This is a genomic window from Paraburkholderia sp. J63, from assembly GCF_905220245.1.
Taxonomy (GTDB): Bacteria; Pseudomonadota; Gammaproteobacteria; order Burkholderiales; family Burkholderiaceae; genus Paraburkholderia.
Genome location: NZ_CAJMZF010000019.1, coordinates 73,480 through 96,198, shown reverse-complemented (window position 1 = coordinate 96,198; position 22,719 = coordinate 73,480). Strand labels below are relative to the sequence as shown.

Annotated in this window: 17 protein-coding genes and 6 pseudogenes; 11 read left to right on the top strand and 12 right to left on the bottom strand. The window is 65.5% G+C overall.

Translation table 11 applies throughout. The features are described from left to right. Positions 1 to 67: 67 nt before the first annotated feature. A pseudogene (locus U5775_RS21020) lies at positions 68 to 589 on the bottom strand (nitroreductase family protein); the annotation flags it as partial. Between the two features lie 5 nt (positions 590 to 594). Next, a pseudogene (locus tag U5775_RS21015) lies at positions 595 to 1,197 on the bottom strand (acetate uptake transporter); the annotation flags it as partial. Positions 1,198 to 1,425: 228 nt separating this feature from the next. Between U5775_RS21015 and U5775_RS21010 the strand changes: the two are divergent. Together U5775_RS21010 and U5775_RS21005 are read left to right on the top strand one after the other, a co-directional pair. Then, positions 1,426 to 1,713: pseudogene (locus U5775_RS21010) on the top strand (F0F1 ATP synthase subunit beta); the annotation flags it as partial. A 114-nt stretch (positions 1,714 to 1,827) separates the two neighbouring features. After that, positions 1,828 to 3,975, top strand: coding sequence for an alpha/beta fold hydrolase (locus U5775_RS21005; RefSeq protein WP_415913622.1), 2,148 nt, complete (start codon positions 1,828 to 1,830; stop codon positions 3,973 to 3,975). Between the two features lie 10 nt (positions 3,976 to 3,985). Here U5775_RS21005 and phaZ read toward each other — a convergent pair whose 3' ends face one another. Together phaZ and U5775_RS20995 are read right to left on the bottom strand one after the other, a co-directional pair. Next, complete coding sequence (gene phaZ, locus U5775_RS21000) at positions 3,986 to 5,317, bottom strand: polyhydroxyalkanoate depolymerase (protein WP_322060013.1); 1,332 nt, start codon at positions 5,315 to 5,317, stop codon at positions 3,986 to 3,988. Between the two features lie 188 nt (positions 5,318 to 5,505). Continuing rightward, positions 5,506 to 5,960: pseudogene (locus U5775_RS20995) on the bottom strand (kinase); the annotation flags it as partial. Between U5775_RS20995 and U5775_RS20990 the strand changes: the two are divergent. Continuing rightward, entirely contained in the window at positions 5,943 to 6,344 is a 402-nt protein-coding gene (locus U5775_RS20990; RefSeq protein WP_322060012.1) for a hypothetical protein, read from the top strand. The pseudogene U5775_RS20995 and the gene U5775_RS20990 sit on opposite strands and share 18 nt — an antisense overlap. A 161-nt stretch (positions 6,345 to 6,505) precedes the next feature. Next, a complete protein-coding gene (locus tag U5775_RS20985; RefSeq protein ID WP_322060011.1) occupies positions 6,506 to 7,543 on the top strand; it encodes a zinc-dependent alcohol dehydrogenase family protein in 1,038 nt (345 codons plus the stop codon). A gap of 48 nt (positions 7,544 to 7,591) precedes the next feature. On the opposite strand, the gene U5775_RS20980 is transcribed toward U5775_RS20985, so the two are convergent. Continuing rightward, positions 7,592 to 8,029 carry a hemerythrin domain-containing protein gene (locus U5775_RS20980; protein ID WP_322060062.1) on the bottom strand — a complete coding sequence of 146 codons (438 nt, stop codon included), beginning with the start codon at positions 8,027 to 8,029 and terminating at the stop codon, positions 7,592 to 7,594. Positions 8,030 to 8,513: 484 nt separating this feature from the next. Between U5775_RS20980 and U5775_RS20975 the strand changes: the two genes are divergently transcribed. The 7 genes from U5775_RS20975 to U5775_RS20945 all read left to right on the top strand — a co-directional run bounded on the left by U5775_RS20975 (position 8,514) and on the right by U5775_RS20945 (position 13,351). Next, the gene (locus U5775_RS20975; RefSeq protein ID WP_322060010.1) at positions 8,514 to 8,858 is read left to right on the top strand and encodes a hypothetical protein; all 345 of its coding nucleotides are present in this window, start codon (positions 8,514 to 8,516) and stop codon (positions 8,856 to 8,858) included. Positions 8,859 to 9,002: 144 nt separating this feature from the next. Further along, complete coding sequence (locus tag U5775_RS20970) at positions 9,003 to 9,302, top strand: H-NS histone family protein (protein ID WP_322060009.1); 300 nt, start codon at positions 9,003 to 9,005, stop codon at positions 9,300 to 9,302. Positions 9,303 to 9,599: 297 nt separating this feature from the next. After that, complete coding sequence (locus tag U5775_RS20965; protein WP_322060008.1) at positions 9,600 to 9,842, top strand: hypothetical protein; 243 nt, start codon at positions 9,600 to 9,602, stop codon at positions 9,840 to 9,842. Between the two features lie 327 nt (positions 9,843 to 10,169). Next, entirely contained in the window at positions 10,170 to 10,451 is a 282-nt protein-coding gene (locus U5775_RS20960) for an HU family DNA-binding protein (protein ID WP_322060007.1), read from the top strand. Positions 10,452 to 10,658: 207 nt separating this feature from the next. Next, positions 10,659 to 11,129, top strand: coding sequence for a DUF3800 domain-containing protein (locus U5775_RS20955; RefSeq protein WP_322060006.1), 471 nt, complete (start codon positions 10,659 to 10,661; stop codon positions 11,127 to 11,129). After that, the gene (locus U5775_RS20950; RefSeq protein WP_322060005.1) at positions 11,054 to 11,353 is read left to right on the top strand and encodes a hypothetical protein; all 300 of its coding nucleotides are present in this window, start codon (positions 11,054 to 11,056) and stop codon (positions 11,351 to 11,353) included. Before U5775_RS20955 ends, U5775_RS20950 begins: the two co-directional genes overlap by 76 nt. Before the next feature lie 402 nt (positions 11,354 to 11,755). Further along, on the top strand, positions 11,756 to 13,351 hold the full coding sequence (locus U5775_RS20945; protein ID WP_322060004.1) for an APC family permease: 1,596 nt from the start codon (positions 11,756 to 11,758) through the stop codon (positions 13,349 to 13,351). Positions 13,352 to 13,805: 454 nt separating this feature from the next. Here U5775_RS20945 and U5775_RS20940 read toward each other — a convergent pair. The 7 genes and pseudogenes from U5775_RS20940 to U5775_RS20910 form a co-directional block, all read right to left on the bottom strand. After that, a pseudogene (locus tag U5775_RS20940) lies at positions 13,806 to 14,093 on the bottom strand (UTRA domain-containing protein); the annotation flags it as partial. Positions 14,094 to 14,153: 60 nt separating this feature from the next. Then, a pseudogene (locus tag U5775_RS20935) lies at positions 14,154 to 14,765 on the bottom strand (IS6 family transposase); the annotation flags it as partial. A gap of 151 nt (positions 14,766 to 14,916) precedes the next feature. After that, a complete protein-coding gene (locus U5775_RS20930) occupies positions 14,917 to 15,162 on the bottom strand; it encodes a hypothetical protein (RefSeq protein WP_322060003.1) in 246 nt (81 codons plus the stop codon). A gap of 399 nt (positions 15,163 to 15,561) precedes the next feature. After that, entirely contained in the window at positions 15,562 to 16,500 is a 939-nt protein-coding gene (locus U5775_RS20925; RefSeq protein ID WP_322060002.1) for a glyoxylate/hydroxypyruvate reductase A, read from the bottom strand. 147 nt (positions 16,501 to 16,647) lie between these two features. Then, positions 16,648 to 17,940: a 4-aminobutyrate--2-oxoglutarate transaminase gene (gene gabT / locus U5775_RS20920; RefSeq protein WP_322060001.1), complete on the bottom strand. Its 1,293-nt coding sequence runs from the start codon at positions 17,938 to 17,940 to the stop codon at positions 16,648 to 16,650. Between the two features lie 70 nt (positions 17,941 to 18,010). Continuing rightward, the gene (locus U5775_RS20915; RefSeq protein WP_322060000.1) at positions 18,011 to 21,013 is read right to left on the bottom strand and encodes an FAD-binding and (Fe-S)-binding domain-containing protein; all 3,003 of its coding nucleotides are present in this window, start codon (positions 21,011 to 21,013) and stop codon (positions 18,011 to 18,013) included. A gap of 209 nt (positions 21,014 to 21,222) precedes the next feature. Further along, positions 21,223 to 22,704 carry an NAD-dependent succinate-semialdehyde dehydrogenase gene (locus tag U5775_RS20910; protein WP_322059999.1) on the bottom strand — a complete coding sequence of 494 codons (1,482 nt, stop codon included), beginning with the start codon at positions 22,702 to 22,704 and terminating at the stop codon, positions 21,223 to 21,225. Positions 22,705 to 22,719: the final 15 nt, after the last annotated feature.

Below are 22,719 nucleotides of genomic sequence, written 5' to 3'. Positions count from 1 at the left end.
AATGATGTGGGTGAATGTGCGGTTAGCGCGCGGCGATTTTCACGGCACGCTTCGTGGCGCTCGTCACTCACGCCGCCGGCCTGCCGACGGTCTGCGCGAGGATCGGCGTTTCGTCCTCGTTCAGGCGCAGCGCCTCGGCGAGCAGACGGTGGTTGATCCAGCCGCGCACCACGGTGGCGAGCCCTTCCGAGGCGCAATAGAGCGAGACGTTCTGCGCGATCGCCCCGGTGGCGACGGCCGCGAACAACTGGCGCTGCTGCGCGGGCGTGGCGAGTGTCTGCGAGCCGCGCAGCACGTACACGAGATCGAGCGGCGCCTTGCCCACGAAGTCCTGATAGCCCGTCATGTTGCGCGCGTCGACGGCATGCTTGAGCACGAGCCGGCTATGCGCGGGCTCATAGCAATACACCCCATGAGGCAGCGCGACATAGATGTCGATCTCGTTGAAGCCGTGCGCGGAGGGCGCGGTATGGCCGCCCGTTTCGGCGCGATTGATTCCGTTGGCAGCCCAAAGCAATTCGCCGAGCGTGTCGAGCGTCATGGGCGTATCCGCGTAGACGCGCGTGCTCCGGCGCCGGGCGACGCACGCTTGCGTCAAGCGGCGCGCGCGGCGGGCAGATCCCCGGCGCCGGGGCTCGCGGGCGTGCCGGTCGGCAGCACGCGCCGGCCGTGCGTCTCGTTGATGATCTCCGCCGCCGAAAGGTAGAACGCGACGAGGGCCGTCAGGAGTCCCGCATATCCGCCCGCGTGGTGCAGCGCCAGCGAGCCGGTCCATTCGCTGGAGGCGAGCAGGAAGAACGTGATCCAGAGCACGGCGAACAGCAGTTGCAGCGCGCGCGCCGAGCGCCACGTCGCGATCCACATATAGAACGTGAAGACGCCCCAGAGCAGCAGATACCAGCCGACGAAGGCGGGCACGACATGCTCGTGCAGGAACTGCAGATAGAGCGCGAGCGACCACCAGAACGCGCCATAGGCGATGAACGCCGTGGCGCCGAAGGTGTTGCCGCGCGGAATCTCGATGAGCCCCGCGACGGCCTGCGCCGTGCCGCCGAACGCGAGCGCGCAGGCGAGCACGAGGCCGAGCGCGTCGCCGTTGAACCAGCCGGCGTTGATCATGCTGAGGAGCCACGTCGTGAGGGCGAATCCGGCGAGGCCGAGCGACGCGGGGTTGGGGGCGGTGGGTTTCATGATGGCTGTCTCCTGGGGGTGGTTTTGCGAGGGGCTTTCCGCTGCAGTCTCGACGCCGGACGCGGGCCCCCAATTGACTCAGATCAACCAGGGCTATGCGGAGGGCGAGCGCGGCGAGCCTGGCCGTCGCACACCCGGCTTGCGGTTCGATTGGCGGCCCGCTACGCGACGATTTGACCGAAATCAGTCGAAATACCCGCGAGGCGCCTATCCTGGACGGACCCAAGCCTGGCCATGCGGAGAAACGCCGTGCCCATCAGCACCGACTCAAACGACCGTTCGCCCGATGCCGCCGCCGCTGCATCGGCAGGAGCGCGCGCCGCCGGGCGCGTGAGCGCCGTGCGCGGCGCCGTGCTGGACGTGGTGTTCGAGGCTGGCCCGCTGCCGCCCGTGGAAGACGCGCTGTGGATCGTGCGCGACGACGGCTCGCGCCTCACTGCCGAAGTCGAGGCCCATCTCGGCCCCACGGCATTGCGCGCGCTCGCCTTGCAGTCGACGGCGGGCTTACGGCGCGGCGCGCGCGTCGAGCCCCAGGGCGGCCCGCTCGCCGCGCTGCGCGGCTCCACCGAGATCTTCACGACCGGCATCAAGGCGATCGATCTGCTCGCGCCGCTCGCGCAAGGTGGCAAGGCCGCGATGTTCGGCGGCGCGGGCGTCGGCAAGACCGTGCTCGTGATGGAGCTGATTCACGCGATGGTCGAGCGCTACCAGGGCATCTCGGTGTTCGCGGGCGTGGGCGAGCGCTCGCGCGAGGGCCACGAGATGCTCGCCGACATGCGCGGCTCGAACGTGCTCGCGCGCACGGTGCTCGTGTACGGCCAGATGAACGAGCCGCCCGGCGCGCGCTGGCGCGTGCCGCTCACGGCGCTCACGATCGCCGAGCACTTTCGCGACGAGAAGCGCCAGAACGTGCTGCTCATGATCGACAACGTGTTCCGCTTCGTGCAGGCGGGCGCCGAGGTGTCGGCGTCGCTCGGGCGCATGCCCTCGCGCGTGGGCTATCAGCCCACGCTCGCGAGCGAGGTGGCCGCGTTGCAGGAGCGCATCGTCTCGGTGGGCGGCGCGGCGGCGCCGGCCGTCGAGTGGAACCTTGCCGCGCACGCGAGCATGGCGGCCATGACCTTCGGGCTCTCGCCGATCTCGCTCGGGCTCGCCGCGCTCGACTGGGGCGCGCATCTCGCGATTTCGCCGGGCAAGGGCTTCGACCTTGCCACTCAGGCGTGGCTGGCCGCGAGCCTGTATCCGGCCGCCGTGCCCGCCGCAGGCGAATCGGACGACGAGGACCAGAGCGGCGTCGCGGTGCACAGCGGCGAAGCCGATCCGCGCTTTGCCGACGCCGCATGGTCGAGCTGGCCCTTCCGGCTCTATCGCGACGGCTTTCTCGCGGTCCAGCATTGGTGGCACGAGGCGACGCGCGGCGTGCCGGGTGTGGAGCAGCACCACCAGCAACTGGTGGCCCTCGCGGCGCGCCAGTGGCTCGATGCCTGCTCGCCGGGCAACTTCATCGCCACCAATCCGGTCGTGCTCGATACGACGATCCGCAACGGTGGCGCGAATCTCGTGGCCGGCCTCCACAACTGGCTCGAAGACGCCGTGGCACTGGCCGCCGGCCGCGGCGGCGCGCATGCGCCCGGCGGGCAGACCTTCGTGCCGGGCCGCGACGTCGCGCTCACGCCGGGCCGCGTCGTCTGGCGCAACGCGCTCTGCGAACTGCTCCAGTACGCGCCCACGACGCCCGGCGTCGCGCGCGAGCCGGTCCTGATCGTGCCGTCGTGGATCATGAAGTACTACATCCTGGACCTGCAGCCGCGCGATTCGCTGATCCGCTTTCTCGTCGACGCGGGCTTCACGGTGTTCGCGATTTCATGGCGTAACCCGGGCGGAGAGGCCCGCGATCTGGGCCTCGACGACTACCTGCGCGACGGTTTCCTCGCGGCGCTCGAAGCGGTGCGCGCGCGCTGCGGCGAGGCCGTGCACGCGGTGGGCTACTGCCTCGGCGGCACGCTGCTCGCGATGGGGGCGGCGGCGCTCGCGCGCGACGCCCGCAGCGATGTGCTGCGCACCGTCACGCTGCTGGCCGCCCTGACCGACTTCAGCGAGCCGGGCGAGCTTGGGCTTTTCATCGATGCGAGCGAACTGGCCGCGCTCGATGCGCTGATGTGGCGCCAGGGCTATCTGGACGGCTCGCAGATGTCGGCGGCGTTCCAGTTGCTCAACGCGCGCGACCTGATCTGGTCGCGCATGATGAGCGAGTATCTGCTCGGCCGGCGCACCAAGCGCAACGACCTGATGTCGTGGAACGCGGACACGACGCGCATGCCGTACCGCATGCACACCGAGTACCTGACGCGGCTCTTTCTCGACAACGACCTCGCGGCGGGCCGCTATTGCGTCGATGGCCGGCCGGTCGCGCTCTCCGATATCGAGGCGCCGATGTTCGTCGTCGGGACCGAGCGTGATCACGTCTCGCCGTGGCGCTCGGTCTACAAGCTGCATCTGCTTACGCACAACGCGCTGACCTTCGTGCTGACGGGGGGCGGGCATAACGCAGGCATCGTGTCCGAGCCGGGGCATGCGCACCGGTACTACCGCTGCGCGACGCGCGCGCCCGGTGCGGCTTACCGGAGCGCGCACGAGTTCGTGAAGGGGACGCCGACGGCCGACGGGTCGTGGTGGCTCTGCTGGCGCGACTGGCTGCGCGAGCGCTCGACGGGCGAGGTGGCGGGGCGCACGCCGGAAGTGGGGCTGGGCGCGGCGCCGGGGGAATATGTGCTGGAAGCGTAGGGGGACGTTGTCAGCCCGACGTGGCGCCGGTTCTGCAAGACATCGCGCGTAAGCGCATCTGCGCGGCGTCGGCGCGCGCGAACGCCGCCTGTAGCGCCGGATGCACGTCGTTGCGCCAGCGCTCGCCCGTGAACAGGCCGTAATGGTCGCAGCCTTCGACATCGAGACGCAGCCGTGCGTGCGCCGCGACGCCGCTGCACATATCGAGCGCCGCGTGTGTTTGTCCGGCGCCCGTGACGGCATCGCGCGTGCCCTCGACGGTCAGCAGCACGGTGTCGCGCAGCGCGGCTGGATCGACGAGCGTGCCGCCGTTTTTGCTGCCGATGCCGCTCAAACCTCCCACGCGCCACGCGCGGTTTGCGAGCAGCGCACGCTGGAACACGATATCCACGGTGTCGAGAAAATACTCGGCCGGCATGTCGAGCAGCGCCGCGTATTCGAGCAGCGCGCGGCGCGCATCGGCGAGCGCAGGGGCGTCGCCGCGCGAACTCGCCTGCGCATAGCGGTCGATCAGCGACATATAACGATGCGGATACGCAATCGCGATCTCGGCCTGCTGCAGCCAGGCCGGAAACACGCGCCTGCCTTGCCCCGCGAACCCGGGCGGCACCACGTCGAGCAGATGTCGGCGGCACCAGTCGAGCGAATGCGACGCAGCCGCGAGGCCGAGCGTGCTCGGGTTGAGACGCGCGTCGAGCGGGCCGCCGATCAGCGTCATGCTCGCGGGCGGGGCGAGCGCGCGCTGGGCGCGCAGCGCGAGGGCGCCGAGCGCGGGAAACGTGGACTGGCAGACGGCCACCACGTGCAGCGGCCGTTCGTCCCGCGCGAGCCGGTCGATGAAGCCGTCGAGCATTGCCACGTATTCGTCGAGGCCGAAACGCCCCGCGTCGAGCGGCACGTCGCGCGCGTTGATCCAGTCGGTGAGGTAGACGTCGCCATCGGCGAGCAGCGCCTCGACCGTCTCCCGCATCATGACCGCGGCATGGCCGGCCAGCGGCGCGCAGAGCAGCACGGCGCGCGAGGCGCCGGTGCGTACGTCGGTGCGTATGAAGCGGCGTGCAAAGCGGCGCAGCTCGCAGAACGGCATGCGCGCGACGACGCTTTCCTCGACGGCACAGAGACGGCCATCGAGCTCGATGGAACCGATCGCGAACGGCGGCGGGCTGTTCTCCAGGCCGAGCAGGGGCTCGTAGAGATCGGCGTAACAGGTGGAAGCCGCACGAGCGAGCGCCGGCGCGGGCCAGGCAGCGCAGGTGAGTGGCGCAAACAGCTGGGGAAACTGCGCCGCCGCGCGCCACGCACGCAGCCACTGGCGCTGCTGTTCGACAAGGGCGTACCACATTCGATGGCCTGTATGGGTTGCGGCGATGGCTATGTGCGAGGCGTTTTACGCGGCGCGCGGGCGGGAGGGCTCAAGATCTGAACCCGCGAACGACGCGCGAGCGCGATGAACGCCGCGCGGTTTCGCTCGCGCAGGAAGATCGCGTCGACGATCGCCGTGTAGCCGCTTTCGAGCACCGTTTGCGCGTGCGCGCGCCGGGGCGCGTGCAGGTGATAGTGCGCGAGGCGCGCCGCCAGCGCGCCGCCAGCGCGTCGGCATCGGCCAAGCCGTCGTCGTGGCGCGCGCAGCGCGCGGAGAGCATCGCGCCCGCATCGAAGCGCCGCAGGCGCACCGCGTATTCGGGCGCGGCGGCACGCGTTCCCCGTGCGGCTTCGTACGCGGCGGCGAGCGTTCCTCGCGCCACCTCATGCGCGGGCAACGCCGGGCCGAACGCCCCGCCGCGCCAGCCCCGCGCCACGAGCGGCCACACGCCCAGATAAAGCGGCCCCGCCAGCGCGCGATTGAGCGTGCATTCGGCCTGCGCGCAACGGCGGCGCCGCGCGAGGCGCGTGAGATCGACGAAGCCGAACTTCACCGGCTTGAAGACCTTGTAGGCGTAGCGCCCCGCGAGATACACGACCGACAGATGCGTTTCGATGCGCACGACGCGGGCCGCCGGATGCGGGTAGGTCGCCGCATGGCGCAACGCACGATCGGCGCGACGGGCATCGCGCCGCGCGTTGCCGCGGCTCAGCGCGAACGGAACTTGACGCTGACGCGCGCGGGGCATGGCAGCACGACGGCAAGCGGCGAAGCCGCGGGCATGGCGCGCGTGCGCGCCAGCGTCAGGGTCCGCACGCGGCGGAAGCGGCGCGGCCCGCAAAGGAGCCTGCGCAGGAGGGATAGCATGGTCATGATCGGCGCTCCGGGTTATGCCAGCACACATCGCAGATATCCGCACGGCGCGTGCCAGCTGACGATATTCGACCGGACGGCTACCCATCGCCATTTGACCTGCATCAATCAGTGGCCGACGGCGCACAGTTGATCGAAGTCAACTGCTCCATGCGGCCGCGGCGCATGATGGAAGCCGCCGGTGGCCTGCCCGCCCGCACTACGCACCATCCGGGCAGACCGTCCCGCGCGCGCTGCGAACCGCTCGCGCGCGCCGACCGCGCCGGCCCATTTTCGAACGCCGATGGAGGGAACATGAAAGCACTGGTCTACAACGGTCCGGGCCGCTTTGCGGTCGAAACGCGTCCGATGCCGGAATTGCAGGCGCCCGGCGACGCCATCGTCAAGATGTCGAAAACGACGATCTGCGGCACCGATCTGCACATCCTCAAGGGCGACGTGCCGACCTGCACGCCGGGGCGCATTCTCGGCCACGAAGGCGTGGGCGTCGTGCACGAAGTCGGCAGCGGCGTGACGGCGTTCAAACCCGGCGATCACGTGCTGGTGTCGTGCATCTCTAGCTGCGGGCAATGCGAATACTGCCGGCGCGGCATGTACTCGCACTGCAAGACGGGCGGCTGGATTCTCGGCAACCGCATCGACGGCACCCAGGCCGAATATGTGCGCACGCCGCACGCGCAAACGAGCCTTTACAAGATTCCCGACGGCCTCGACGAAGCGGCGCTCGTGATGCTCTCGGACATTCTGCCCACGGGCTTCGAGTGCGGCGTGCTCAACGGCAAGGTCGAGCCCGGCAGCACGATCGCCATCGTGGGCGCGGGGCCGATCGGGCTCGCGGCGCTTTTGACGGCGCAGTTCTATTCGCCCGCGCAGATCATCATGATCGACATGGACGCGAACCGTCTCGAATGCGCGAAGCGCTTCGGCGCGACGGCGGGCATCGATCCGCGCGCCTCGGACGCTGTCGAGGCGGTGATGAAGCTCACGGAAGGCGTCGGCGTGGACTGCGCGATCGAGGCGGTCGGTGTGCCCGCGACGTTCGAGCTCTGCCAGCAACTGGTGGCGCCGGGCGGCACGATTGCGAACATCGGCGTGCATGGCGTGCCGGCCTCGCTGTTCCTCGACAAGCTCTGGGACCGCAACGTCTCGATCACGACGCGGCTCGTCGACACCGTGAGCACGCCGATGCTGCTCAAGACTGTGTGCTCCGGGCGCATCGATCCGACCCGGCTCATCACGCATCGCTTTGCATTCGCCGACGTGCTCAAGGCCTACGAGACGTTCTCGAACGCGGCCAGCACGCAGGCGCTGAAGGTCGTCATCGAGATGTGAGGTTGTATGGGGGAGCCGGGCGCGGCTTTCCGCGCCTCATGCCGGTGGTCACGATCGCGCGTCGGGCACCGTCTGGACGATCAGCGCATAGAGATCGTCGAGATGCTCCTCGTTTCCGAGACTCTCGAACGGATCGCGATTCGCACCGAACGCCTCGTCGATTTCCACCCAGTCGGCGGTGGTCAAATAGCGTTGCGCAGCGGGCAGAATTATGGATTCCTCAAGATGCCGGTGATTGGCATAGAACTCGGCATAAGCGATGACCTCGTCGCGCAACGCGGACCGCATGCCGGCGCCGGCCAGTTCATAGCGCGTGAGCGCGCGTTCGAGCGCGCTCACGCGTCGCTCGCCTTCTTCGTGCTGGTGCTCGAGTGACTCGATGACGGCGTCGCACTCGTCGGTACATTCGCGCAGCCGCGCGAACAGGTATTGCTCTTCCTTCGGATGATGAATCTGGTCGGGAAATTCGCGTATGTAGTAGAGGATCCGTGATTCGGGCCCATGTGGAAGGCAGCGGCGTGACCGTCATGCCCTCATTCCAGCGACACACTTTTGCGCCCCTTCGGTAGGTAACTTCGTCGACCGGGAAAGAAGCCTATTCGAGCATTGTTAAAAAGTACATGTCAGGGGCGCCGTTCGTAAAGGGAGGTTTACGGACAGGTGATGAGCCACCGCTTCAAGCGCGGGCGCCTGGCGGGCGATTTACCGTGTGCAGAGTTTTGCGAGTAAATCGACACCTTATGATAAGAATACTTATCTTAATGGCGTGATTGCGTCGCAAATTCCTGGTACAAACTTGGGATCTGTGGTGCGCGCCGATGGTGTCCCACAGCGCTCTGGCAGCTTCTGCGACGGTCAGTGGCTGGTGAGGCGCTGGCTGCGGAAGGGATTTGCCGCGCAGCGCGATTGATGCCAGGATGGGCAGGTCGTCCGGTCTTCCCGGCAGGTCAGAACCGCATTTCCCCACGACATGGCCGTCCGCTTCGAACTCGTTGCCCTCGCGCTGCCCGCCGGCTGCGCCCCCGAATCGCTTGCGCCGCCGGTCGCGGCACTGGTCGCCGCGTGCTGGCCGGGAATGAGCCGCGCCCAGCTGCTCGATCGCGCGCGGCGTCTGGCCCTGCGCATGTCGTTGCGCGCGCGACCTGAAGCCGGGCCCGACGGCCTGCAGCTGTATTCACTGGTGCTGGTGGCGGAGGGCGTCCGGGCCGAGCTCGTGGCCCACGTGCGCCGCCTCGCGCGTCGCCGCACCGCTCGCCGCGCGAAAGTTTCATTGCCGCCTGCACGTGATGAGCGGCAGCAGGGACTCTTCTTCTAATCACTGGTGGGCGAGCGCCGGAGGCGTGTCAGGGTGCGTGTGCCGGGTCCGACGCCCGTTTGAGACTGAGTGGGCAGCCACTGATCGCACTGCCGTGAAGCGGGCTATGATCGCCATCATCATATCTAGTCGGGGAGACAAATCTTGGCAACATACAGGGAGCTCAAGGCCCAGATGGCCGAGCTGGAGGCACAGGCGGCGGCCGCCCGGGCGGCAGAGTTTCAGGAGATCCTCGCGGACATCCGGGCCAAGGTGGCCGAGTACGGGTTCACCGAGCACGACATTTTCGGACGCGGGCGGGGCAGACCGAGGAAGACCGCCGGAACCGCCGTGCCGGACAGATACCGTGACCCGAAGACCGGCGCAACCTGGTCGGGCCGGGGCCGTGCGCCGAACTGGATCAAGGAGGCGAAGAACCGTGACAGATTTCTGATCCGCAGCTAGTCTGCACGCTGGAACGCAAGCGTCAGGCAGGTTCGCTTTCGCGAAAAGATGGCAGGCGGTTATCGCAACAGTGATTGATGGTCAGCGAACACGCACAACGACATCGGGCGAGGGCCCAACGCGAGCCGGCGAACGCGAAGCGTTGCCGGCTCGCCGGCGCATGCATGCAGCAACCGGCGTGACGTGTGTGCCGCCAATCCCGGCGCATAGTGCAATACGCCCGGCGGCTCCGCGTAAAATGCGTGTACGTTGAAAATCGCGGAGTGCAGGTTGGTCAGGCCCAGGAAAGCAGCAAAATTGAAGGTTGTCGCAGTCCGCATCGATCCGGGCATTGAGCGCAGGCTCCGGCTACTGGCTGAAACGAGCGGCCGCAAGCCGTCTTTTTTCCTGCAGCAGCTGATCGAAGGCGGGATCAGCGCGCTCGAGGAGGTCTGGCTGCCACCGCACCGGCTGGCGCAGGTCCGCGCTGGCGAAGTGCCCGAGCCCGCCGCGTTCCGGACAGGCCCCGATCTGTTCGACGAACCGGAGTTTGAGCGCTGAAGGGGGTGCGTGCCCAAAGCGCCAGTCCGGTGACCCACTGACTGCTCACGGGGACCTGTGTGGTGGGATGGATGCGCTCGTCGAGCCGATTCCCCGGGGACACGCTATTTTCCACTTCGTTGGATCGCCCAGCTGCTCCGGGGAAACGAACAGTTGCGGCGCCGTGCGGTTTTGTGGGGCCGGTACAAATTTCACTTCTGGACTGGATCAACTTTCACTTCGTCGGACGGGCGCGCACGCTCAACCCGCGGGGTCGACGGCAGCGATTGCGCGACAGCGCGCCGATGGGGTGGGGTGGCGTCATCCAGTCACAACGAGGAATCGCCAATGAACAAGCAGGAACTGGTGGACGCCGTAGCGACCGCCACCGGGCAGGGCAAGGCAGTTGCGGCGACGGCAATTGACGCCTTTATCGGGACCATAACGACGGCGGTCTCGAAGGGTGATGCCGTCCAGCTGCTCGGGTTCGGCTCGTTTTCGACCGGTGCCCGTGCGGCACGCACCGGCCGCAATCCGGCCACCGGCGCTGAAATCCAGATTGCCGCCGCAAAGACCGTGAAGTTCACGGCCGGCAAGGCGTTCAAGGACGCGGTGAACGCGCGCCGCTAACCGATGCCCGACCCAGGGCAGGCCTGCAACGGCCCGTTGAAAATCCGGACATTCGCCCGCATAGTGGAGGTATAGCGGCGCTGCGGTTTAAATATGCCCGGGTCCCCTGCGACAAATCGGCGTCGGCGATCGTAAGCGTACTGTGAGTACGTCAGGTCCGGGTACCGCACCTTTTCCAAGTAGCCTCCTTCGGGAGGCTATTTTCATATGGGCGCCACGATGTGGGCGCAAGGCTGTGGGCGTAAGGATTTGGGCGCAACGATCTTTCTCGATGAAAGCGGCTGTCTCGGCTGGAAACTGGATGCTCCGTATCAGCGGGGCGGCTCAAGCCGTTTCTTCACGCTGGCCGCGGCCATCATCCCGGACGGGGCGGAACCGGTCCTCGAACGGGTGGTGCGTGGCGTGTACAAGCATCGCGGCCGTTCCTCGGGTAACGAACTCAAGTCCGTGCAGCTCTCATCTGGCGAGCGCATGGCTTTCGCGGGCGAGCTTGCAAAAATCCGGGCGAAACGGCCCGATATCCGTTTCGTGACCATCACGGTGCGCAAGGAAAGGGTCAACGGCGCTTTCCGTCGCACGCCCAATGGCCTGTACACAACTTCATGGCGAAGCTGCTGCTGCTCGACGTCATGGGTGAATACGATTCCGTGTGCTTTATCCCTGATGCGCGCTCACTGAAGGTCGAACTGAAACATTCACTGCATGAGTACCTCTGCACGGAACTCGCGGGCCGGGGTGCCGAGACCATGCTGCAGACCACGCCGTGGGAGAGCCGGGACAGTTTTTCCCTGCAGTTTGTCGACTGGATGGCGGGTATCGTCTGGGCGCACCATGAACACCGCAACGGCGACGCCTGCAAGTCGGCATCGCCGAGTATTGAACAGCGCTGGCTATTCTTTTGACCCGGTGGACGCTGCCAGGCAGCCGAAGGTGGTCGTTCGCCGCGCCCGTTCGAAGACGATGCCCGTCGTGACGCCCGCCATGAAAGAGCGGCTGCGCGCGAAGGCGAGGACATCGACACGGATGGTTCTGCGTGCCCTACGAAGGCGCAGCCTCGTCGCTATTATGCATAATTTGCATATGATCATGCTGACACAGCATTAGACGATCACGACAGGCCACATCATCATCGCGTCTCCGCTGCAATCGCGGATGCCTCTGCCTCGGCAGTAACACGGTATTACAACAAGGACACGCGCTATCGGCGCCGTCGCCTGTGAAAGCAGGCTTGGGCCTGGCACAGTACGCCTGTGTCGGACCCGCTGGTATGGCTCGCGCGCGCTGTCCATATCGTAGGAGACAATGTGAAGCAATCGATACAACGGAACATCGGCCCGTTCGCGCTGATGTTCACTGGCCTCGGGTCGATCATCGGTTCGGGCTGGCTGTTCGGCGCGTGGAAGGCGGCGAAAATCGCAGGTCCGGCCGCTATCTGCGCCTGGATCATCGGCGCCGTGGTCATTCTGGCCATCGCGCTCACCTACGCCGAACTCGGTGCGATGTTCCCGGAGTCGGGCGGTATGGTCCGCTACGCCCGCTACTCGCACGGCGCACTGGTGGGTTTCATTAGCGCGTGGGCCAACTGGATCGCCATTGTCTCGGTCATTCCGATCGAAGCCGAAGCCTCGATCCAGTACATGAGCACCTGGCCCTATGACTGGGCGCACGCGCTCTTCGTCGACGGGTCATTGACCCATTCAGGGCTCGGGCTCTCGGCCATTCTCGTGATCATCTACTTCATGCTCAACTATTGGGGTGTGAAGCTGTTCGCGCGTGCCAACAGCGCGATCACGATCTTCAAGTTCATCATCCCCGGTCTCACGATCGCCGGCTTGATGGCTGGAAGCTTCCACCACGAGAACTTCGGCCAGACGACCGAGTTCGCGCCGTATGGCTGGTCGGCGGTGTTCACGGCGGTCGCCACCAGCGGCATCGTGTTCGCGTTCAACGGCTTCCAGAGCCCGATCAACCTGGCGGGCGAAGCGCGCAATCCAGCGAAGAGCGTGCCGTTCGCGGTGATCGGCTCGATCCTCTGCGCGCTCGTGATCTACGTGCTGCTGCAGATCGCCTATATCGGCGCGGTCAATCCGGCTGACGTCGCGAAGGGCTGGAACACGTTCAACTTCAAGTCGCCGTTCGCGGAACTCGCGATCGCGCTGAACCTGAACTGGCTCGCGATCCTGCTCTACGTCGACGCGTTCGTGAGCCCGAGCGGCACCGGCACGACCTACATGGCGACGACCTCGCGCATGATCTACGCAATGGAGCGCAACAACACGATGCCGAAGATGTTCGGCAACGTGCATCCGTTCTACGGCGTGCCGCGCAATGCGATGTGGTTCAACCTGCTCGTCTCGTTCATCTTCATGTTCTTCTTCCGCGGCTGGAGCTCGCTCGCGGCGGTGATCTCGGTGGCGACGGTGATTTCGTACCTGACCGGCCCGATCAGCCTGATGGCGCTCAAGCGCGCCGCCACGGACATCGAGCGCCCGCTCTCCGTGCCGTTCATGAAGGTGATCGCACCGTTCGCGTTCGTGTGCGCGTCGATGATCCTGTACTGGGCGAAGTGGCCGCTGACCGGCGAAATCATTCTGCTGATGGTCGTCGCGCTGCCGGTGTACTTCTACTTCCAGGGCAAGCAGGGCTACGAAGGCTGGGGCCAGGATCTGAAGGCGGCATGGTGGCTGTGCGCGTACCTGCCGATCATGGCGCTGCTCTCGCTGCTGGGCAGCAAGCAGTTCGGCGGCAGCGGTCTGCTTCCCTACGGCTGGGACATGCTGGTCGTCGCGCTGGTGTCGCTCGTGTTCTATTACTGGGGCGTGAATTCGGGCTACCGCTCGCCGTACCTCGCGGAACGCCAGGAGCACGACGAGGTGCTCGAGGTCATTGCGGTGCATTGACCGTCAGCGCCGGTCGCCTGACGCACGCATCATGAAAAGTAGACAACATGAAGCAATTCAGGCGTCCGGCTCGTCTCAGGCGCGCGGCCTGGCAGCGCACTCGGGCCAAGTATCTAGTTCACAGTAGTCGTGTTCGCAAGAGGGCACATGCTGAGGTCCGGCCGTCAAGCATGTAGCCTTTGACCAGGCAGCCCACCCGATCGCGCTGGGCCTGCGCTAGTACGAGGAGCGATTGAATCGCAATGGCCGATCCGGCGAAGTGACACTGGCGAGCCTTGCGGCGCTCACGCGTGATATACAGACTTCCGGGCGTAGAGAAGCGTCGATCCGGTCGAACTGCATCTCGATGATCCTGCCGGCCCTCACACGTTTGCCTGAGGAGGCGCCACGCAATGCCGGAACCCCCGCCGTGTCTAGCCGAGCCTGCCGGACGAACATCTGGATCGCACTCGAATCAGGCCCTGCGATTAGCCTTTACAGAACGTTTTCGATCCACGCGCAACCGGTATTGAAACGTGCCGCCCTTGAAGTAGAGATATTCGAAGTCGACCGGTTGGCGATCGCTGTCGTATGTAAGCCGTTCGACGCGCAGCACCGGCGCGTCCTTCTTCAGCTCAAGCGCTCGCGTAACCGGCGCATGCGCCGGAATGGCGTCAATGCTTAGATCGGCACTGCCTAAGGCAACGCTGCAATCATTCTCGAGAATGAGAAAGATGTCCCGAGTAGCAAGATCTGCACGCTGGGGCTTTGTCAAGTTGTCGGAGAGGTGTGTGAGGTATTCCGATAAACTAAGGTATCCTCTTTAATACACGTTGAAGAGTTGCACGCCAGCCCAGTCATACCACGCCTGCAAACGCGCCTTCAGCTGTGCGCGATGGCAGGCCGCGTTCATTCGGTGCCGGGGCAATACGAAGTGCTGACGGATCGGACCAAATCGCGAGAGAAACGCCTGGGTGCGTCGCGGATCGCGGAAGCCCTGCATCTGGCGTTCGCGCCGGCGTGTGGGTTGGTGACTGTTTTCAGCGCGGTTATTGACCCGGGCCAAAGCTTTCACGAAGACGTGCTTCACACCGGCAAGCTCAGGCAGTTCCGCCTTTGCAGCGGGGTAGCTGCGCAGCTGATCAGTCACGATCTTCGCGGGTACCGGGTGTGAGCGCAGCACTCTCCTGAAGAAGCGTCTGGCCGCAGCCTTGTCGCGTCGCTTTTGCAGCAGCACGTCCAGTTCCGTTCCGTGTTCGTCCACCGCGCGCCACAGCACATACGGCTCGCCCTGCAGCTTCACGAAGACTTCATCGAGATGCCAGGTGGAGCCCGGTTTGCCGCGCGAGGCCTTGGTCCGGCGCACAAACCGCGCACCAAACCGGTCGCGCCAGTTGCGAATCGACTCGTACGTGACGCTGACGCCACGCTCGAGCTGCGAAGAAGGTGATCGAGGACATGATGAAGGCGGCCGCGTGAATGCGCCGGCAGCGCCGCGCGTACGAAGCCATGGGGAATCCTGCTATTTTGGTTCGCATCTTGCGCCGATCACCGGTACGACCCGATGCGCCCGTCGCCCGAGCCTATCACCTGTGCAGCGTCGGCACTGCGTGCTGTGCGGTATGAAGCGGGCCATCAAGGATTTCCATGGGGCGCGGTTCCGCAAGCCCCTGCTGCGCGGCATCGAGCAGGTGTACGCCCCAGGTGTCGCCATCGCGATGGTCTTCGGCGGCCGGCAGATAGCAGTAGGTCGAATCCGCATCGACGCCGGCCAGCACCGGGCGTTCGCCATGGAAGATCTCGTCGTGCAGGCCCACGCGTGAAGGCATCATCGAGCGCCGCACCGGCCTTGCGTTTCTGCTCTTAGACGAACTTGCGGCTCACGCCGTGCCCATTGGCCAGCGAACTGATGGTGTGCCCGCCCGTCAGGGCCCGTACGGCGAGATGCTTGCGTTCACACCCGGACAGCTGCGCTGCCGCGCCAGCCGATCGATTCATCCGCGCCCCCAAGTGAAAAGTGAGCGCCGATTATCGACCATCGCGCCCTCGCTATGCCGCTCGTCGTATAACCCTACTGTGAACCACGCCCGAAGCGGACGACGACGCGCAACTCCATTCGCACATGATCCGGCTCACCGATGTGAATGACTCAGTCGAGTAGTCGCGACAGCCCACATGCGTGCGCTCGAGATGTCGACCGGTCGGAAGTCCATGGCTTGAGGTCTCAACGCTCAGTAGCCAAGGTTGGCGGTGTACACGTGTTCCAGCGGCTGCCCCGACCGGTCCGCCAGGATGTTTTTGACGATCTGTCGGGCCTTGCTTTTCCGTGACACTGCCGAGGCGATATGCGAACTCACCCACAGCTTGGGGTGATTCCACATCTGATCGTCCGGTGACAGCGGCTCGGAATCGAACACGTCGATAAACGCGCTGCGCAGATGCCCAGTATCGAGACTTTCCACGACCGCGCGCAGATCGACCTGAGGCGCGCGGCCAACGTTGATCAACGAAGCGCCGCGCGGCAGCGCCTCTAAAAAGCGGTTGCCGATCAGCCCGCGCGTGGCGGCCGTGTCCGGAAGAAGATTGACGACGATATGCGCGTCTGAAACGCACTCGCCCAGACGCTCGTCGCCAGCAAAACTCTCGCACCGCTCGATCTGCTTGTGCGTGCGTGCCCACCCTTTGACGCGAAAGCCGTTTGCCGCGAGGCGTCGGGCGCACGCGGCGCCCAGGTTGCCCAGGCCGAGAATCGCGACGGTCGTCTCGCTCGCGCGCCGCCCGACGATGCTCTCGTCCCAGCGTCGTTCTTTTTGCGCTTCGCGCAGCATGGGAAAATCGCGGACGATGCCGTACGAGGCTGCCGTGACGAAGTCGGCCATCCGCTCCTCGGTCTCGGGTGTCACCATCCGCGTGATGGGCAGATGCGCGGGCACCGAAGGATCACGCGTAATGTGATCCACGCCTGCCGCGCTGCTCATGATCACCCGTAGCGCGGGAAACTGCGCGAGCCGTCCGGGTGTCGGCTCCCAGACCATTGCGTATTCGACCCGCGCGGGATCCAGCGCCGGATCGTCCCAACCGACAACTTCCAGTTCCGGCAACAAGGCCCGGTACAGCGATTGCCATTCCGGCATCGCTTCCTGTCCGCCCGATTTGACCACCAATAGCATGGCTGGGTGAGCTCAAAAAAATAAGACGTTGATCGGCTTGCAAACAACAAGGCATACAAAAGGACGGGCTGTGCAGGGACCGTCGTCGCGGCGCAGCGTTACGCAACGCGCGACCCGGCGACCCCGCAATCCCACCCAGGCGAGGTCTTAGCGCGCCTTGGCCGACACTTTCGAAACCGCATTGCCGAGGATCATCAACGCTTCGTTGACGATTTCGTCACACGCGTTCAGCGGCGCAAGCAGGCGCACCGTGTTGCGATGCACACCGCATTTGATCACCAGCAGGCCATCCTCACGGCACTCGTCGATGACTGCTTGCGCGAAGTCGGCGTCGGGCTGGAACGGGTCCCCGTTGCGCACGAATTCGAGCGCGGCCATCGGGCCAAGGCCGCGAACCGTGCCGATTGCGGCGTGGTCGCGGGCGATCTGCTCAAGACCGGCGTGCAGCGTGTCGCCGAGCGCACGGCCCTTGGCGAGCAGTTGCTCTTCTTCGAACACGTCGAGCACCGCGAGCGCCGCCGCGCAGCCAAGCGGGTTGCCGCCGTACGTGCCGCCGAGCCCGCCGGGCAGCGGCGCTTCCATGATGTCCGCGCGGCCGACGATGCCCGAGATCGGCAGACCACCCGCAAGGCTCTTGGCCACCGTGACGACGTCCGGCTGGATGCCGAAGTGCTGGAAGCCGAACATTTCGCCGGTGCGGCCGAAGCCCGCCTGGATCTCGTCGCAGATCAGCACGATGCCGTGCTTCGTCGTCAGCGCGCGCAGCGCCTGCATGAAGTCCTTGCCCGCCGAGAGGAAGCCGCCGTCGCCCTGCACCGGCTCCAGAATGACGGCCGCGACGCGATCCGGGGCGATCTGCGTGGCGAACAGGTCTTCGAGCGCGCGAATTGCATCGGCTGCGCTGAAATTGCGGTACGGATCAGGATACGGCGTGTGGAAGACTTCGCCGGCCATCGGTCCGAAATTCTGCTTGTACGGCGTGCTCATGCCGGTCAGCGTCGAGCCGAGCAGCGTGCGGCCGTGGAAGCCGCCGCGGAAGGCGATCACGCCCGGCACCTTGCGATACGCGCGAGCCACCTTGATCGCGTTCTCGACTGCTTCGGCACCCGTCGTCGAAAAAAACGACTTGTAGTGCTCGCCGCCGCCGATCAATGTGTTCAGGCGTTCGGCGAGTTGCGTGTAGACCTCGTAGCCGACCACCTGAAAGGCCGCGTGCGTGACTTTCTGGAGTTGCTTCTGCACGGCTTCGATCACGCGCGGATGGCTATGGCCGATGTTCTGCACGCCGATACCGCCGACGAAATCAATGAAGCGGCGGCCTTCGACGTCCCATAGCTGCGCGCCTTGCGCCTTTTCGACGAACAGCGGATGAGCGGTGACGACGCCGCGCGGCACGTGATGCTGGCGATGTTCGATCAGGGTGTTGTTGTCGCGGGTCATGACAGGTTCTCTCTGGAATGCTGCGTTGAGCAAAAGTGAATGAGGAATGCGTGGGGCTCGATGCGGGCCGTTATGCTGGATCGTCCGCGTCGGCGCGGCCATGCGAGTACGCGCTCGCGATCGCCTGCGCAAGATGCTGCGCCTTGCGGCCGGTGAGCTTGCCAATCTGCGTGCGGCAGCTGAAACCGTCGGCCACCAAGATCGCGTCGTCGGACAAGAGCCTGAGCTTCGGCACGAGTTCCTTCTCGCCAACCGCCTTCGCGATCGTGGCGGTCTTGTCGTGATAGCCGAATGCTCCAGCCATGCCGCAACAGCCGGTATCGAGCACGTTGGCGCCGATGGTTTTTTCGGCACCGGCGCCGCCGCATGCACGCTGATGGCAGTGCGTGTGCACATGCACGGCCGACGCGGCGTTCGCGCCGTCGGGCGATGGCTGGGGGAGTTTCAGGCCGTGTTTCTGCGCGAAATCGGCGACCGTGATGCACGATGCCGACAGCTTGCGTGCGAGTTCGCCTGCCTCGGCGTCGTTGCCGATCAACGCGAGCATCTCGTCGCGAAACACAGAGAGACAGCTCGGTTCGAGGATCAACACCGGCACGTTCGTGACGACCGGTGCGCGCATCATCTCCACGATCTCGAGCAGGTTCTTCTTCGCCTCGTCGAGCAGGCCGACGTCGTAAAGCGGACGTCCGCAGCAGACGTGGCGCGGCGTGAGGCGCGCCGTGCCGCCCGCCGCCTCGACGACATGCAACGCCGCTTCGAGCACGGCGGGCGAGAAGCCGTTGTTGAACGTATCGGTCCAGACCACGACGTCTCTTGCGCCGAAGCGCCCGGGCCACGGCGCGATCAGTTTTTTCGCCGCCGCCGTGTCGCGGAACGCGCGATTCGCGATGGCTGGGAATGGTGCGTTCTCCGACAGGCCGAAGCGTCGCGAAGCCTTCTTGACGAGCGGATGGCGCATCACGCCGTTGAGCAGTCCACTCACGCGCGTCGCGACCGGCAGCCACGCGCCGATACGGCCCACGGCAGCATCCATCAGCGGGCGGCGGCGTGTTTTGTAGTAGCGGTGCAAAAACTCCGCGCGATATTTCGGAATGTCCACGTGCGTCGGGCAATCGTTCTTGCAGCCCTTGCACGACAGACACATATCCATGGATTCCTTGACCGCTTGCGCATCCCGCGTCTCGTCGATCACCTCGCCGTTCAACATCTCGAAGAAGAGGCGGGCGCGGCCGCGTGTGGAGTTGCGTTCCTCGCGCGTCGCCTTGAAGCTCGGGCACATCGTGCCGCCGTCCATCGAGCGGCATTTGCCCATGCCGATGCAGCGCTCGGTTTCGCGTCCGTAGCCGCGTTCCTGGAGCGCGCCGCCGGTCGTGGCTTGCGCAGCGCTCGCATGGCCATGCGCTGCCATCGGATACGTGAACATGCCCTTCACGTTGCCTTGCCGGTATTGCGGACCCATGCGCAGGTTGGCGTCCACCGGCATCGCGTCGATCAGCTTGCCGGGGTTCATCAAACCGTGCGGGTCCCACAAGGCCTTGAATTCGCGGAATGCCTGCATGAGGCGCGGCGTGTACATCAGGTGCAGGAACTCGCCCTTGGCCTGGCCGTCGCCATGTTCGCCGGACAGCGAACCCTGGTACTTGACCACGAGCTGCGCGGCTTCCTCCAGAAACGCGCGCCAGTCGGTGATGCCTTTGGGCGAGCGCAGATCGAAGGTGATGCGCGAGTGGATGCAACCGTCGCCGAAATGGCCGTACAGGTTCGTCTTGTAGCCGTAGCGCGCCACGAGCGCGGTGAATTCGCGCAGATACGAGCCGAGCATCGTGGGCTCGACCGCGGCGTCTTCCCAGCCGACCACGGGGTCCGGTGCATGGGGCACGAGAGAGAGCGACGTGGCCGACGCGCCGGTTTCTCGAATCGTCCACAGACGGTTCATGAGGGCCGCGTCTTCGACGAAGCGCACACTCGGCCGCTGCGGGAAGCGCTGTGCTGCGTTGGCCATCGCGCGGGCCTGCGCGATCGCTTCGTCACGTGTGCGTGCGCCGAATTCGACCAGCAGCCACGCGTCGCCGGCGGGCAGTTCGGCGATGTCGTCGAGCTTCAGTCCCAGTTCCTTGAGGCCGCCGACGATGCCCTGGTCCAGCCCTTCCATCGCGATCGCGCCGAGCGGCAGTAGATGGGGCACGCTATCGGCCGCGTCGAAAATACTGTCGAAGCCGAGCACGACCAGCACGCGCTTGTGGCGTCCCTGGACGAGCGAGGTCTGCGCGCGCAACGTGGTGGCAAGCGTGCCTTCGCTGCCGACCAGCGCCCGCGCGATATTGAAACCATTTTCCGGCAGCAGCTGATCGAGGTTGTAGCCGGACACGCGGCGTTTGAGCTTCGGAAAGCCGGCGCGGATATCGTCCGCATAGCGCTCGGCCAGTTCGCGCAAGCCTTTGACGATGCGAGCGCGTTCGCCACCCGCGGCGAGATGTTCCGCGTACGTGGCGTCGTCGGTCGGGCCGACCCAGAAACGTGCGCCGGTGGCGCTCAGCACTTCCAGACGTTCGATGTTTTCGACGGTCTTGCCGGCCATCACCGAGTGCGCGCCGCACGAGTTGTTGCCGATCATCCCGCCGAGCGTGCAGCGGCTATGCGTTGCGGGATCGGGGCCAAAGGTCAGGCCATGCCCTGCCGCGGCCTTCTTCAGCTGATCGCACACCACGCCCGGCTGCACGATCGCGTAACTTGCTGCGGCGTCGATCCGTTCGATCGCATGCAGATACTTTGAATGGTCGATGCAAATAGCGGCATTGACGGCCTGGCCGCACATCGACGTGCCCGCGCCGCGCGGCAGAATCGCGATCCCAAACTCGGCGCACAGTTTGACGGTCGTCTCGAAGTCGTCGATCGTGCGCGGGATCACGACGCCGACCGGCGGCTGACGATAGTTCGACGCCTCCGACGCATACATCGCACGCGTGGCCGAGTCGAAGCGGACTTCTGCCGTCGTCCGCTTTTCGAGCTGCTGACGCAGCGTCAAAAGCTGGTTGAGATCCGGGGCGTCGGAGGTGGTGTGTCGTGTCATGGAGCGGTATGCGATGCGTGGGGCGAACGGCGAGAGGAGCGATACGGCGTTGTTCACAGAAATGCAGCGCCGTAAAGCAGTATAGAAACGACGCCAATTCACAAACAATTGAAAACGTCCCTTGCCACGGCACCCCATACCGAATTGGGCGGTTGAAACGGCAGAATCCACAGTGCCATTGCGCAACCGCCCATCGGTCAAACAATCGGTCAGTCCAGTTGACCCTGGCAGACGTATTTGATGTGCATGTACTCTTCGATGCCGTGGGTCGAGCCTTCGCGGCCATAACCCGAGTCCTTCACGCCGCCGAACGGTGCGGCTTCCGCCGCGAGAGCGCCTTCGTTCACGCCGACGATGCCGCTTTCCAGCGCGTCCGCGAGACGCCAGATGCGGCGTACGTCCGTCGAATAGAAGTAGGCCGCGAGGCCAAACGGCGTCGCGTTCGCCTGCGCGATGACGTCCGCCTCGGTCTCGAAGCGCGTGATCGGCACCACGGGTCCGAAGGTCTCTTCGCACGAGCAGTCCATCGACGGCGTGGCGTCGATCAGCACGGTCGGCGCGAAATAATTCGCCGACGCGCATTGCTCCGACTGCACCCGTTTGCCGCCCACGACCACCTTTGCGCCGTTCTCGACCGCGTTGCGCACGTGCCGCTCGATCTTCTCGACCGCCCGGGCGTTAATCATCGGACCGATCTGCGAGCGGGGATCGGTCGCCGGACCCACGACCAGCGCGCCGACACGCTCGGCCAGTTTCGCGACGAAAGCATCGTGCACCTTGGCTTGCACGTAGACGCGGTTCGGGCACACGCAGGTCTGGCCGCCATTGCGGAACTTCGACACCATCAGGCCGTCGACCGCGGCGTCGAGATCGGCGTCGTCGAACACGATGAACGGCGCGTTGCCGCCCAGTTCCAGTGAGAGTTTCTTTAGCGTGTCGGCGCTGCGGCGCGCGAGATGTTTGCCGACCGGCGTCGAGCCGGTGAAGGTGATCTTGCGCACGCGCGCATCGTCGAGCCAAACGTCGACGACAGCCGGTGTATTCTCGCGCGATGTGGTGACGATATTCAGGACGCCTGCGGGTACGCCGGCTTCTTCAGCGAGCTTGACTAGCGCGAGCGAGGTGAGCGGCGTGTCTTCGGCGGGTTTGCAGACGACCGTGCAGCCGGCGGCGAGCGCTGGGGCGATCTTGCGCGCGATCATAGCGGCCGGGAAATTCCACGGCGTGACCGCGGCGATCACGCCAACCGGTTCGCGCAACGCGAACATGCGGCGGCCCGGTGCCGACGCGGGAATGATGTCGCCGTTCGTGCGGGTCGCTTCCTCCGCGAACCATTCGACGTAGCTGGCGGCGTACAGCACCTCGCCCTTGCCTTCGGCGAGCGGCTTGCCTTGTTCCTGCGAGATCAGTTTGCCGAGGTCTTCCGTGTGCACGACGATCAGGTCGTTCCAGCGCTTGATGATGGCGGCGCGCTGCTTCGCCGGGACCTTGCGCCACGAGGCGAACGCCTTGTGCGCGGCATCGACCGCGCGCTTCGCATCGTCGGCGCCGCTGTTGGGCACCTGCGTGAAGACGGCGTCGGTGGCCGGATCGGTGACCGGGAACGTCGTTCCGTCGACGGCATCCACCCAGGCACCGTCGATATAGTTGCGGCCCGGAAGCAAGGAATCGTTGCTGATGCTCAGAGACATGTGGTTTTCCTCAAT

What these genes read in the sequence shown, in the direction of transcription:
- U5775_RS20915 (WP_322060000.1), bottom strand. Translation starts at nt 21,013, where the DNA reads ATGACACGACACACCACCTCCGACGCCCCGGATCTCAACCAGCTTTTG.
- U5775_RS20925 (WP_322060002.1), bottom strand. Translation starts at nt 16,500, where the DNA reads ATGCTATTGGTGGTCAAATCGGGCGGACAGGAAGCGATGCCGGAATGG.
- U5775_RS20950 (WP_322060005.1), top strand. Translation starts at nt 11,054, where the DNA reads ATGGCGAAGCTGCTGCTGCTCGACGTCATGGGTGAATACGATTCCGTG.
- phaZ (WP_322060013.1), bottom strand. Translation starts at nt 5,317, where the DNA reads ATGTGGTACGCCCTTGTCGAACAGCAGCGCCAGTGGCTGCGTGCGTGG.
- U5775_RS20975 (WP_322060010.1), top strand. Translation starts at nt 8,514, where the DNA reads ATGGCCGTCCGCTTCGAACTCGTTGCCCTCGCGCTGCCCGCCGGCTGC.
- U5775_RS20910 (WP_322059999.1), bottom strand. Translation starts at nt 22,704, where the DNA reads ATGTCTCTGAGCATCAGCAACGATTCCTTGCTTCCGGGCCGCAACTAT.
- U5775_RS20955 (WP_322060006.1), top strand. Translation starts at nt 10,659, where the DNA reads ATGGGCGCCACGATGTGGGCGCAAGGCTGTGGGCGTAAGGATTTGGGC.
- U5775_RS20960 (WP_322060007.1), top strand. Translation starts at nt 10,170, where the DNA reads ATGAACAAGCAGGAACTGGTGGACGCCGTAGCGACCGCCACCGGGCAG.
- gabT (WP_322060001.1), bottom strand. Translation starts at nt 17,940, where the DNA reads ATGACCCGCGACAACAACACCCTGATCGAACATCGCCAGCATCACGTG.
- U5775_RS20930 (WP_322060003.1), bottom strand. Translation starts at nt 15,162, where the DNA reads ATGATGCCTTCACGCGTGGGCCTGCACGACGAGATCTTCCATGGCGAA.
- U5775_RS20990 (WP_322060012.1), top strand. Translation starts at nt 5,943, where the DNA reads ATGCGTTTCGATGCGCACGACGCGGGCCGCCGGATGCGGGTAGGTCGC.
- U5775_RS21005 (WP_415913622.1), top strand. Translation starts at nt 1,828, where the DNA reads ATGTTCGGCGGCGCGGGCGTCGGCAAGACCGTGCTCGTGATGGAGCTG.
- U5775_RS20985 (WP_322060011.1), top strand. Translation starts at nt 6,506, where the DNA reads ATGAAAGCACTGGTCTACAACGGTCCGGGCCGCTTTGCGGTCGAAACG.